General features: G+C 57.9%; 11 protein-coding genes. 7 read left to right on the forward strand and 4 right to left on the reverse strand.

Annotation, left to right across the window (positions count from 1 at the left end; all coding sequences use genetic code 11):
* Positions 1-34: 34 nt before the first annotated feature.
* Positions 35-475, forward strand: a complete 441-nt coding sequence (locus AC1DRJ_RS01855; RefSeq protein ID WP_223514185.1) for a GlcG/HbpS family heme-binding protein — start codon at positions 35-37, stop codon at positions 473-475.
* Positions 476-678: 203 nt separating this feature from the next.
* Positions 679-1,137, forward strand: a complete 459-nt coding sequence (locus tag AC1DRJ_RS01860; protein WP_477800548.1) for an REP-associated tyrosine transposase — start codon at positions 679-681, stop codon at positions 1,135-1,137.
* Positions 1,138-1,253: 116 nt separating this feature from the next.
* On the opposite strand, the gene AC1DRJ_RS01865 is transcribed toward AC1DRJ_RS01860, so the two are convergent.
* Positions 1,254-1,862 carry a TetR/AcrR family transcriptional regulator gene (locus AC1DRJ_RS01865; protein WP_477800549.1) on the reverse strand — a complete coding sequence of 203 codons (609 nt, stop codon included), beginning with the start codon at positions 1,860-1,862 and terminating at the stop codon, positions 1,254-1,256.
* 134 nt (positions 1,863-1,996) lie between these two features.
* Here AC1DRJ_RS01865 and AC1DRJ_RS01870 point away from each other — a divergent pair, with 134 nt between their 5' ends.
* A complete protein-coding gene (locus tag AC1DRJ_RS01870) occupies positions 1,997-2,911 on the forward strand; it encodes a DUF808 domain-containing protein (RefSeq protein ID WP_477800550.1) in 915 nt (304 codons plus the stop codon).
* 183 nt (positions 2,912-3,094) lie between these two features.
* On the opposite strand, the gene AC1DRJ_RS01875 is transcribed toward AC1DRJ_RS01870, so the two are convergent.
* The gene (locus tag AC1DRJ_RS01875; protein WP_477800551.1) at positions 3,095-3,883 is read right to left on the reverse strand and encodes an MlaA family lipoprotein; all 789 of its coding nucleotides are present in this window, start codon (positions 3,881-3,883) and stop codon (positions 3,095-3,097) included.
* The gene (locus AC1DRJ_RS01880) at positions 3,876-5,174 is read right to left on the reverse strand and encodes a serine/threonine protein kinase (RefSeq protein WP_477800552.1); all 1,299 of its coding nucleotides are present in this window, start codon (positions 5,172-5,174) and stop codon (positions 3,876-3,878) included. Before AC1DRJ_RS01880 ends, AC1DRJ_RS01875 begins: the two co-directional genes overlap by 8 nt.
* Positions 5,175-5,396: 222 nt before the next feature.
* Between AC1DRJ_RS01880 and AC1DRJ_RS01885 the strand changes: the two genes are divergently transcribed.
* Entirely contained in the window at positions 5,397-5,765 is a 369-nt protein-coding gene (locus tag AC1DRJ_RS01885; protein ID WP_477800553.1) for a hypothetical protein, read from the forward strand.
* 125 nt (positions 5,766-5,890) lie between these two features.
* Here AC1DRJ_RS01885 and AC1DRJ_RS01890 read toward each other — a convergent pair whose 3' ends face one another.
* Complete coding sequence (locus AC1DRJ_RS01890; RefSeq protein WP_477800554.1) at positions 5,891-7,486, reverse strand: glycoside hydrolase family 17 protein; 1,596 nt, start codon at positions 7,484-7,486, stop codon at positions 5,891-5,893.
* A gap of 296 nt (positions 7,487-7,782) precedes the next feature.
* On the opposite strand from AC1DRJ_RS01890, the gene AC1DRJ_RS01895 reads away from it, so the two are divergent.
* The 3 genes from AC1DRJ_RS01895 to AC1DRJ_RS01905 all read left to right on the forward strand — a co-directional run bounded on the left by AC1DRJ_RS01895 (position 7,783) and on the right by AC1DRJ_RS01905 (position 10,852).
* A complete protein-coding gene (locus AC1DRJ_RS01895; RefSeq protein ID WP_477800555.1) occupies positions 7,783-8,634 on the forward strand; it encodes a glycine betaine ABC transporter substrate-binding protein in 852 nt (283 codons plus the stop codon).
* 251 nt (positions 8,635-8,885) lie between these two features.
* On the forward strand, positions 8,886-9,197 hold the full coding sequence (locus tag AC1DRJ_RS01900) for a DUF485 domain-containing protein (RefSeq protein WP_477793977.1): 312 nt from the start codon (positions 8,886-8,888) through the stop codon (positions 9,195-9,197).
* Complete coding sequence (locus tag AC1DRJ_RS01905) at positions 9,194-10,852, forward strand: cation acetate symporter (RefSeq protein WP_477800556.1); 1,659 nt, start codon at positions 9,194-9,196, stop codon at positions 10,850-10,852. Before AC1DRJ_RS01900 ends, AC1DRJ_RS01905 begins: the two co-directional genes overlap by 4 nt.
* Positions 10,853-11,558 lie beyond the last annotated feature (706 nt).

The following is an 11,558-nucleotide window of genomic DNA, read 5'->3' on the forward strand; positions in this document are numbered from 1 at the left end:
ACGGCTTTCCGAAAAACAAAATGAGGACGGCACCATGAGCGCTTTAACCTTGAAAGTCGCAGTCAACCTGATCAATCAGGCCATCTCTGCAGGGCGTGCAATCTCGGCGGCTCCATTGACCATTGCGGTACTGGATGCCGGTGGGCACCTGATCACCCTGCAACGCGAAGACGGCGCCAGCCTGCTACGCCCGCAAGTCGCCATCGGCAAAGCCTGGGGCGCTATCGCGCTGGGCAAAGGCTCGCGTTTACTGGCACTGGATGCGCAACAACGCCCGGCCTTTATCGCGGCCCTTAATAGTCTGGGGCAGGGGAGCGTAGTGCCGGCACCGGGTGGTGTGCTGATTCGGGATCAGGACGGCAACGTGCTGGGAGCGGTGGGGATTAGCGGTGATCTTTCGGATGTGGATGAGCAATGTGCGATCAATGCGATCGAGGCGTTGGGGCTGACGGCGGATGCTGGGGTGACTGCTTGATTATTGGGTGAATGATTGACCGCTTTCGCGAGCAGGCTCACTCCCACATTTGACCGCGTTCTACACTTGAAACTCGGTCAAATGTGGGAGCGGGCTTGCTCGCGAAGACGACGTGACTGACACATCAAGCTAAAGGTTTACTCCACTCTTATGCACTCACCGGTCTAGCCTTCTCATATCTTACTTATGAGGGGGGCAAAGGAATGCCTGAGCTGTCTGCTTCACATCGCCTGCGGATTGGTCGTTTTGCTGAACAGAACCGGATCTATCATCTGACTGCCAACACACTCAAGCGCGAACCTGTCTTCAGGGACTACGTATTGGGCAGGAAGGTTGTGCTCCAATTCAGGCAAGTTCAGGAGCAAGGCTTCGCCGATACCTTGGCTTTCGTCGTGATGCCTGACCATTTTCACTGGTTAATACAACTGCACCGAGGTTCACTCGGGGAGTTGATGTGCCAAACCAAATCGCTGAGCGCGCGATCAATCAATGTGGCGACAGGTAGAACGGGAAGCCTGTGGCAGCAGGGTTTCCATGATCATTCGCTGCGACAGGAAGAAAGTCTGGTCAGAATTGCGAGGTATGTCGTAGCTAACCCATTGAGGGCGAGACTGGTTGAAAAGTTGGGCGACTATCCGTTGTGGGATGCGATCTGGGTTTGATTTTAAACCGCGTCGCCCCCTTCGCGAGCAAGCCCGCTCCCACATTTAACTGAGTTCCAACCTGAGGACGCGGTCGAGTGTGGGAGCGGGCTTGCTCGCGAATGAAGCGCCGTGGTTTAACGATCCGGCTCACAACCCTTGAGCACCAACCGAATGATCGTCTGCGCCGCCGCCTCGTAATCAGCCTCATCCAGCTTGGTTTTTCCGGTAATGGCTGTGATCTGCCAGTCAAAGTCGGCATAGGTCTGGGTCGCGGCCCAGATGCTGAACATCAGGTGGTTGGGGTCAATGCCGGCGATCTGGCCACGGTCGATCCAGGTCTGGATGCAGTCGATGTTGTGTCTGGCCTGAGCGTTGAGCTGTTCGACCAGGTCAGGGCTCAAGTGTGGGGCGCCGTGCATGATTTCGCTGGCGAACACCTTGGAGGCGAACGGCAGGTCGCGTGAGATGCGGATTTTCGAGCGAATGTAGCCGCTCAGCACTTCGCTGGGTTCACCGTCGGCGTTGAACGGCGTCGAGGCCTGCAGAATCGGCTCGATGATACTTTCCAGGACCTCGCGGTAGAGGTTTTCCTTGGATTTGAAGTAGTAGTAGACGTTGGGCTTGGGCAAACCCGCCTTGGCCGCGATGTCACTGGTTTTGGTCGCAGCGAAGCCCTTGTCGGCAAATTCCTCACTGGCGGCACGCAGGATCAGTTCTTTGTTGCGCTCGCGGATAGTGCTCATAAACCAGGGGGTTCCTTGCCTGTTCTGGCGGTTGCGCATGGTATCACCGGCTTCGCGCGGCGCTCAAGAATGCCCCGTGCGGCGTGCCGGCGCGCTATGCTGCATGGCATTCATTGAAGAAGGACACCTGATTCATGGCAGGAAGCAGTTTGCTGGTGCTGCTCGACGACATCGCCGCGGTACTCGACGATGTGGCGTTGATGACCAAAATGGCCGCCCAAAAGACCGCTGGCGTGCTCGGTGACGATCTGGCGCTCAACGCCCAGCAGGTCAGCGGTGTGCGTGCCGAGCGGGAAATCCCGGTGGTCTGGGCTGTTGCCAAGGGCTCGTTTCGCAACAAACTGATCCTGGTGCCCTCGGCATTGGCGATCAGCGCGTTCATTCCGTGGCTGGTCACGCCGTTGTTGATGGTCGGCGGCGCGTACCTGTGTTTTGAAGGTTTCGAAAAACTCGCGCACAAATTCCTGCACAGCAAGGCTGAAGATCAGGCCGAGCACGCTGAGCTGGTTGAAGCGGTGGCCGATCCAGCGGTCGATCTGGTGGCCTTCGAGAAAGACAAGATCAAGGGTGCGGTGCGTACCGACTTCATCCTGTCGGCAGAAATCATCGCCATCACCCTCGGCATCGTGGCGGATGCGTCGCTGACCCAGCAAGTCATCGTGCTCTCGGGCATTGCCATCGTCATGACCATCGGCGTGTATGGCCTGGTGGCGGGCATCGTCAAACTCGACGACCTCGGTTTGTGGTTGAGCCAAAAGTCGCGCCCGTTGGCCAAAAGCATCGGCGGCGCGATTTTGCGAGCGGCACCGTACTTGATGAAAAGCCTGTCGGTGATTGGGACTGCGGCCATGTTCCTGGTGGGTGGCGGAATCCTGACTCACGGCGTACCGGTGGTTCATCACTGGATCGAAAGCGTCAGTGCCGGGGCGGGCGGTGCCGGGTTTATCGTGCCGACATTGGTGAATGCAGTGGCGGGAATTATCGCGGGGGCGGTGGTATTGGCGGGTGTACTGGCTGCCGGCAAAATCTGGAAAGCACTAAAACACTAGAACCTGGCACTATCAAAAGGTGGGAGCGAGCCTGCTCGCGATGAGGCCCTAACATTCAGCATCTATGTTGACAGTTAAATCGCTACCGCGAGCAGGCTCACTCCCACAAGGGATTTGTGATGTGGCTGGAATGTAAAAAGGCCATCGACTCGCATCGAATGGCCTTTTTTGTTGCCGCCGGATTTACTCGGCGACCTGCAACTTGCGCGCCTCGGTGTACACGAACCGTACTTTCTCGTACTCGAACGGGGAGTTCAGCTGACCATAACGGAAGTTGGTCTGGTTGCGTTTGTCGATGCCGCGCAGGATCCAGACTTCAGGATGGTTGGAGCTGACTTCAGCCACGTTCAGGAAGTTGATCGCCGTGTCTATGGTGAAGTCCACCGCCAATCCGCTGGTGTCACGGATGTTGGACGGCCCGAGGATTGGCAGAACGAAGTAGGCACCGCCCGGCACACCGTAGAACCCAAGCGTCTGACCGAAGTCTTCGTTCTGGCGCGGCAGGCCCATGGCGGTCGCCGGGTCCCACAGGCCGGCGATACCGATGGTGGTGTTGAGTAGCAGACGCGCCGTGGTTTCCAACGAGCGCTTGCCTTTGAACTGCAACAGGCTGTTCACAAGGTTCGGCACATCACCGATGTTATTGAAGAAGTTGCTGACACCGGTGCGCAGGAAGCTTGGCGTGATATAGCGATAACCGTCGACTACAGGCAGGAACACCCATTGATCGAAGCGGTAGTTGAAGTGGTAAACCCGACGGTTCCACTCTTCCAGCGGGTCGTAGACGGCCAGTGCGTTGAGTGTCGAGCGTTCGAACTCGCGCTGATCCAACCCTGGGTTGAATTTGAGTTTGCTCAGCGGCTCCTTGAAGCCGTCACTGTCGACCACAACAGGCGCATTGGCTTTGCTGTTGTCGGCATTGGCAACGCCTGCACAGAGTAACGCAGCGATTAGCAGGAGGTATTTAGCCACGGAAGAACTCCAGCATGGCGTCGCTGTTGACGCGATAGTTAAGGTTGCCGCAATGGCCGCCGTATGGATAAACGGTCAAGCGATTACCGAAAGTCTTGCGCAGGAAGCCGAGGTCGCCAGGGCCAAGGATCACGTCGTCGGCGTTGTGCATCACTGCAATTTTCGGGCTGTTGTGCAGGTAGTCCTTGAGGGCATAGAGGCTCACCTGGTCGATCAGTTGCAGCAGGCTGCCGCCGTCGGTGCGGGCACGCCACATCGGGATAACCTGTTCTGTGATGTAGCAGTCGAAGTCGCACTGCAGTGCACGCTTGAGAAACGGCGTGAGGCTGGTGCCTTCGGTGATCGGGAATTTCGGTGGCGTAATCAGGCCGCGACGGTTGATCAGGTCCGAGGTGAAGGCGATGTCGGCCGCCGAGAAGCGGAACGACGTGCCGATCGCCATGGCCATCTGTTCGTTGGTCAGCTGCTCCTTGGACTGCATGAAGTCATAGAGCAGGGCATCGTTGAGGTCGATGTAGCCTTTCTCCTGGAAGTAGCGGGTCAGTTTGTTCAACACCAGCTCATAGAAAGTGGTGCTGCTGTTGATGCCCTTGACCTCCGTCTGCACCAGCTTGTCCAGGTTGTTGATCGAGGTGTACAAGTTGACCGGCGGGTTGAGCAGCAAGACTTTCTTGAAGTTGAAACTGCGGCGTGTCTCGTCCAGGTGCGCGACAAACGCCGCGTCCAGTGCACCCAGGCTGTAACCGGTCAGGTAGTAATCGGTGACGGGCAGTTTCGGGTTTTGCGCCCGCACGGCCTGCATCACCCGATACAAGTCTTCGGCGTCTTCCTTGGTGACGCCCGGAGTGGCAAAACGTGAAGCGGCGCTGATGAAGTCGAAACTGGTCGGCGATGACAGTTGCACCACATGGTAGCCAGCCTTGTAGTAGAGCTTTTTCAGGTATTCATTGAGGGTGCTGTCAAAACGTGCACCGGTGCCGGCAATCAGGAAGATGAGCGGTGCGGCTTTATCTTGCGTAGCGATGCGGTAAGTCAGCTTCTTCACCGCCCAAAAGTTTTCTGGCAGTTCGAATGCACGCTCCGGGCGTACCGTGAGGCTGCGATCCTCCTGATCGATGTCGGCGTCCAGCGGCAATTCCGGGCGCAGGTTTGGAGGTGTCGTGGCGATGGTCGCCTCGAACGGGTTAGTTAAGGGGTAGCCATAACTGGCGGCGTCGACATCGACCGCCAGTGCGGACGCACTCAATATAAGGCCGCCGAAGAGGGCGGCGAAGCGCAAGGAACGGAGCATGACTAGATCCCTTAGAAGAAGGTGCCGAATGAAGTTCGCAGGCTATGACCATCGGGGTTGCGCCAAAGTGCCACGCATCGGCACCAAAGAGGCTTATTTCCGGTAATAGTAGCTGGACGATACACTTAGCAGTGATTTCGTGACCAGTTTTATGTTGCTCACGTTTGCATACTGTTGTCGGGAGATTAAGCTGGCGGCCGTTTTCGCCTATTGGAGTGCTTCATGTCCCGCCGTCTGCCCGTGGTTTTGTTGCTCGTATTGCTGCCTTTATGGCTGGCCGCCAGTTACGGCGCGCGTTATGGCTTCATGGAGGATGCGCAGTGGGTGGGCCTCTGCGTGGACGAGGCAAGCCGCTGGGAATGTGCGGTTCGTTCAAACCTGGGCTTGATGATTCACTTCAACCTGTTGGGTTGGGCGGCGATTGCGGCAGCCGCGCTTGGCTTCGTGCTGCCGGGCCGGGCAGGGTGGTGGCTGGCGGTGCTGGCGCTGGTGTTCGGATTTCCGGCGTTGGCGTTGTACAACACGACGCTGGCTGTTTTTGCGGTGGTGATTGCGGGGTTGCGACTGGTCCGGGAAAGCCGCGTCGCCTGATAGTCAGCCTTCGCGAGCAAGCCCGCTCCCACATTTRATCTTTGGCGTACACAGATTATGCGTTCACCGAAGATYAAATGTGGGAGCGGGCTTGCTCGCGAAGAGGCCAGCAGCTTCGCCGAAGATTATCCTTTGCGAACCCGCAAACTGCGCCACAACGCCGCCACCATCAGCATACTCACCAACGCCCAACCCCACGCCTGCTGGTTTTGCAATCCTTCACGGTACAGCTGTGGCGCAATGCTTGCGCCAATAATGAAGCTCAGCAACGCAATCTCCCGACGTGGCACGTTCACCGGGCGGCACAGGTAAACCATTGCCGGCAGGATGAATGCCACGCTCGGGAAGCTGCGATAACGCGGATCGAGCACCAGTTCCAGCATCATCACCGCCGCGGCAAAACCCGCTGTCGCGAGCAGCCAGCCAGCCCGGCGCTCCAACGCGTTGAATGCCCGCCCACGCCAACCGGCGCGAGCGCTCAACGTCAGCGCTGCATGAGCCAGCACCAACAGATTCAAAGCTGTCAGCAGCGCCACCCACAACCATTCGCTGGCAAACCGCGTGGTAACTCGGGCCAGATCACCCCAGGCTCCAATCGAGCAAGCCGCCAGCGCGCCGAGCAGTGGCAGCACCAGCGCCGCGCGAGTGCTGCGAACGCGTCCGCCGAGGATCAGCGTGCCGAGGAAAATCAAGCCACCCACCGCCAGCCATTTCGACCAGTACGGCACGTTAGTCACCGGACCTGCCAATACACCCTTGTCCTGACGATCGGCGTCGAACAGTCCCCAGTAACCACCGACCGCACCTTCACTGGCGCGTTTCCATGGCTGGTCGAAGGCTTCGATCAGGTTGTAATGCCAGCCTTGCTGCTCAGCCATGGCGACAAAGCCGCGAATGAATTTGGCTTCATTGACCCGGCTCGGCAGGGCGGTCTCGCGTTGACGGCCTTCGCTCGGCCAGCCGGTTTCCCCGATCATCACGTCTTTGGGCGCGAACTTGTTGCCGAACTCCTGACGCACTTGGGCCACATGTTGCAAGGCCGCGTCGATGTTCGAGGGATCATCTTCCCAGTACGGCAGCAAGTGGATGGTCAGGAAGTCCACCGCCGGAGCGATTTCCGGGTGCTTGAGCCAGAACTCCCAGACGTCGGCGTAAGTGACTGGCTGTTTAACCTGGCTTTTGACCTTGTTGATCAGCTTGGCCAGTTGTGCACCGGTGACCTCTTTGCGCAGCAGGGTTTCGTTGCCGACGATGACCGAGGTCACGACATCGGCGTTGGCATTCGCCGAGGCGATCAGCAGATCAACCTCTTTCTCGGTGTCGATCGGGTTGCTGTTGACCCAGGCGCCGATCATCAGTTTCAGACCGTGCTTGCGTGCCAGATCAGGGATGGCCTCCAGACCGGTCATGGAATAGGTGCGGATGCATTCGAAGCTTTTGGCCAGCAGCGCAAGGTCGGCATCCATACGCTCCGGGCGCAATTTGAACGGCTGATCGAACGGTGATTGGTCCTTGTCGAACGGGGTGTAGGAGGCGCATTGCAGTTTGTGCGTTGCGCTGGCCACGTCCGGCAGAATCACCGGTTGACCGAGGCCGTACCAGAAGCCGCCGAAGGCAAACAGCCCCAGCAGGCAGGCGAACAGATAAGCAAAAAAAGGAAAGCGTGATGTCGCGGGCATGGTCAGGGCGTCTGGGAGCAAAGCCGCGCATGTTACCTGCATTTGCCGCAGATCAGGTGCCCTGCATAACCTTGACATGCAAAGTTCGAGCGGATTGGCCGAGGTGTTGGCGCTGCTCACGAACTATGGCGTTCTGATGTCGTTTCTCGGTGCCTTGAGGTCGCTGGTAGAGCAGGTCGCGGTTGTCGTCCGGTTGATTATCGACGCATCAGTGCTCTCATGGATAAATCACGCTGATGTTCGAGTTTGCGGTGGGCGTGATGGGGGCGCTGTGCACCATAACTATACGTTGACGCGACTCGGCATCCGTCGAGCGCAGCACTTTCGGGGAAGTAACGATGAAGATGCGACGACTTTTAGGCGCAGGTGCCGCTCTGGTGCTTGCGATCGGCTCCACCATGGCCAGTGCCGAGACCAAGACCCTGAGCATTGGTTACGTTGACGGCTGGTCCGACAGTGTCGCGACGACTCACGTAGCGGCAGAAGTGATCAAACAGAAACTGGGTTATGACGTGAAGCTGCAAGCCGTTGCTACCGGGATCATGTGGCAGGGTGTAGCCACTGGCAAACTCGACGCCATGTTGTCGGCCTGGCTGCCGGTGACGCACGGTGATTACTGGACCAAGAACAAGGATCAGGTGGTCGATTACGGTCCGAACTTCAAAGACGCGAAAATCGGTTTGATCGTGCCGGAGTACGTCAAGGCCCAAAGCATCGCCGATCTGAAAACCGACGACAGCTTCAAAAACCGCATTGTCGGCATCGACGCCGGTTCAGGCGTGATGATCAAGTCCGAACAGGCCATCAAGGACTACGACCTGACCGGGTATCAACTCAAAGCCAGTTCCGGCGCCGGCATGATTGCCGAGCTGACCCGTGCCGAGAAGAAAAACGAATCCATCGCGGTGACCGGTTGGGTGCCGCACTGGATGTTTGCGAAGTGGAAACTGCGCTTCCTGGACGATCCGAAAGGCGTTTATGGCGCCGCTGAAACTGTAAATAACATCGGTAGCAAAGAACTCGCCACCAAAGCGCCGGAAGTGGCCAAGTTCCTGAAAAACTTCCAGTGGGCGTCGAAAGACGAAATTGGCGAAGTCATGTTGGCGATTCAGGACGGCGCCAAGCCGGACGCTGCGGCGAAAGATTGGGTGGCCAAACACCCGGAGCGTGTTGCCGACTGGATCAAATGATTTGAACTGACGCGTCTGTTCAGCACCTCTCAAGGCCCCTTCGCACTCAAGCCAAGGGGCCTTTTGCTTTTCTGTAGGAGCCTGGCTTGCCAGCGATCGCGGTCTCAAGATCGCCATCGCCGGCAAGCCGGGCTCCTACAGGGAACAAAACAGTAATGGCGTTCTAAGACTAAGGTCGTCTGGAACCTGTCCCGCAGCCGCATAGAGTGGATAACGTTCCAACATTAATCTGTGCTGCGAGGATAAAAACAATGAACGACAGCATTTACCTCTCGATTCAAAACAGCCCGCGCTTCAAGGAGCTGGTCAGTAAGAGGGAGCGATTCGCCTGGATACTTTCGGCGATCATGCTTGGGCTTTACTCCGGATTCATCCTTTTGATTGCTTACGGGCCGCAAATACTGGGGGCGAAAATCAGCCCTGAGTCTTCGATTACCTGGGGGATACCGATTGGTGTCGGGCTGATTCTCTCGGCCTTTATCCTGACTGCAATCTACGTACGACGCGCCAATGGCGAATTCGACGACCTGAACAATGCGATTCTCAAGGAGGCTCAGCAATGATCCGGCGTCTAATGGCTCTATTGAGCGTTGCAGCATTCGCACCAGGGGCCTGGGCGGCTGACGCCTTGACCGGTGCAGTGACCAAACAACCGCTGAACATCCCTGCGATCTTGATGTTCGTGGCGTTCGTTGGCGCGACTTTGTACATCACTTACTGGGCCTCCAAGAAAAACAACTCGGCCGCCGACTATTATGCGGCGGGCGGCAAGATCACCGGTTTCCAGAACGGTCTGGCGATTGCCGGTGACTACATGTCTGCGGCGTCGTTCCTGGGCATTTCCGCTCTAGTGTTCTCTTCCGGCTACGACGGCCTGATCTACTCGATCGGCTTCCTGGTGGGCTGGCCGATCATTCTGTTCCTGATCGCCGAGCGCCTGCGTAACCTGGGTAAATACACCTTCGCCGACGTGGCGTCCTACCGCCTCGGGCAAACCCAGATCCGCTCGCTGTCCGCTTGCGGCTCGCTGGTGGTGGTGGCGTTCTACCTGATCGCGCAAATGGTCGGTGCCGGCAAGTTGATCCAGCTGTTGTTCGGCCTCGACTACCACGTCGCGGTCATTCTGGTCGGTATCCTGATGTGCATGTATGTGTTGTTCGGCGGCATGCTGGCGACTACATGGGTGCAGATCATCAAGGCTGTGCTGTTGCTGTCCGGTGCTTCGTTCATGGCGCTGATGGTGATGAAGCACGTCAACTTCGACTTCAACACATTGTTCTCCGAGGCGATCAAGGTTCACCCTAAAGCTGAGGCGATCATGAGCCCGGGCGGTCTGGTGAAAGATCCGATCTCCGCGTTCTCCCTTGGCCTGGCACTGATGTTCGGTACTGCTGGCCTGCCGCACATCCTGATGCGCTTCTTCACCGTGAGTGATGCGAAAGAAGCTCGCAAGAGCGTGCTGTATGCAACCGGCTTCATTGGCTACTTCTACATCCTGACCTTCATTATCGGCTTCGGCGCGATCTTGCTGGTCAGCACCAACCCAACTTTCAAAGACGCGGCTGGCGCGCTGTTGGGCGGCAACAACATGGCGGCGGTGCATTTGGCCAACGCGGTGGGTGGCAGTATTTTCCTCGGCTTCATCTCGGCGGTAGCATTTGCGACCATTCTGGCGGTTGTTGCCGGTCTGACCCTGGCCGGTGCATCGGCGGTGTCTCATGACCTGTATGCCAGCGTAATCAAGAAGGGCAAGGCCAACGAGAAAGACGAGATTCGCGTCTCGAAAATCACCACCATCGCTCTGGCGGTGCTGGCGATCGGTCTGGGCATTCTGTTCGAAAGCCAGAACATCGCGTTCATGGTGGGCCTGGCGTTCTCCATCGCGGCAAGTTGCAACTTCCCGGTGCTGCTGCTTTCCATGTACTGGAAGAAGCTGACCACCCGCGGTGCGATGATCGGCGGCTGGCTGGGGCTGATCAGCGCTGTTGGTTTGATGGTGCTTGGTCCAACCATCTGGGTGCAGATCCTGCATCACGAGAAGGCGATCTTCCCGTATGAATACCCAGCACTGTTCTCGATGGCGATTGCCTTTGCCGGTATCTGGTTCTTCTCGATCACTGACAAGTCGGCCGCTGGTGTCAAAGAGCGCGCGCTGTTTTTCCCTCAGTTTGTTCGTTCGCAGACTGGTTTGGGGGCGAGTGGGGCGGTTTCGCACTAAGGCTTCAAGTCTGGTTATGTAAGCTGCCTTAAAACAGAAATGCCCCGGTCGAGAGATCGGGGCATTTTTTATTGGGCGGTTATCGGACGCTGTATGGCGTTTCCTGTATCGGGTGTACATATCCGTTTCTGCGGTAACGGCGATTGGCGGTTTCGCTCTTACAGTGAGTCCCTTTTCCAAACGCCGAAAAGGAACCAAAAGGCTTTGCCCTTCCATTCGGTGCCTCGCTTAGGCTCGGCATGCCCTCACTCCGGCATTGCTCCGGGGGCCCGCCGCCATCGGCCATCCATGGCCGGGGGCGGCTACCGCGGCATCCTTGCGGCGGTGCCCCTCCGCAACGCCTGCGTTCGGCCTCTGGGAAAGGGGCAACAGATCAAGATCAAGATCAAAAGCCGAAGCAACAGCAACGGCAACGGCAAGATCAACAGCTTCGCGAGCAAGCCCGCTCCCACAGTTGGACAGGGTACATCCCTGAGAGATTGGTCGGCTGTCAGGCCGCCTTCGGTGGCAGGCCAGCTCCCACAATGGCCCGGCGTACGCCCTGGCTTCTCACCACTCATCAGGCCGAGTGTTAGCTCGCCTGCAGCTTTTGATGTTGAGGCACCGCCCCCTCGAGAGGCCGAGTGGAGGTTCTGCGCAGTGGGCATCCCGGCAAGAATGCCGGGTTAGCCGCCCCCGGCCATGGATGGCCGATGGCGGCGGGCCC

The organism is Pseudomonas sp. P5_B2, assembly GCF_056400445.1.

Excerpts from the sequence above, each read along its gene's own strand:
- AC1DRJ_RS01855 (WP_223514185.1), top strand. The coding sequence starts at position 35 with ATGAGCGCTTTAACCTTGAAAGTCGCAGTCAACCTGATCAATCAGGCC.
- AC1DRJ_RS01860 (WP_477800548.1), top strand. The coding sequence starts at position 679 with ATGCCTGAGCTGTCTGCTTCACATCGCCTGCGGATTGGTCGTTTTGCT.
- AC1DRJ_RS01865 (WP_477800549.1), bottom strand. The coding sequence starts at position 1,862 with ATGAGCACTATCCGCGAGCGCAACAAAGAACTGATCCTGCGTGCCGCC.
- AC1DRJ_RS01870 (WP_477800550.1), top strand. The coding sequence starts at position 1,997 with ATGGCAGGAAGCAGTTTGCTGGTGCTGCTCGACGACATCGCCGCGGTA.
- AC1DRJ_RS01880 (WP_477800552.1), bottom strand. The coding sequence starts at position 5,174 with ATGCTCCGTTCCTTGCGCTTCGCCGCCCTCTTCGGCGGCCTTATATTG.
- AC1DRJ_RS01885 (WP_477800553.1), top strand. The coding sequence starts at position 5,397 with ATGTCCCGCCGTCTGCCCGTGGTTTTGTTGCTCGTATTGCTGCCTTTA.
- AC1DRJ_RS01890 (WP_477800554.1), bottom strand. The coding sequence starts at position 7,486 with ATGCAGGTAACATGCGCGGCTTTGCTCCCAGACGCCCTGACCATGCCC.
- AC1DRJ_RS01895 (WP_477800555.1), top strand. The coding sequence starts at position 7,783 with ATGAAGATGCGACGACTTTTAGGCGCAGGTGCCGCTCTGGTGCTTGCG.
- AC1DRJ_RS01900 (WP_477793977.1), top strand. The coding sequence starts at position 8,886 with ATGAACGACAGCATTTACCTCTCGATTCAAAACAGCCCGCGCTTCAAG.
- AC1DRJ_RS01905 (WP_477800556.1), top strand. The coding sequence starts at position 9,194 with ATGATCCGGCGTCTAATGGCTCTATTGAGCGTTGCAGCATTCGCACCA.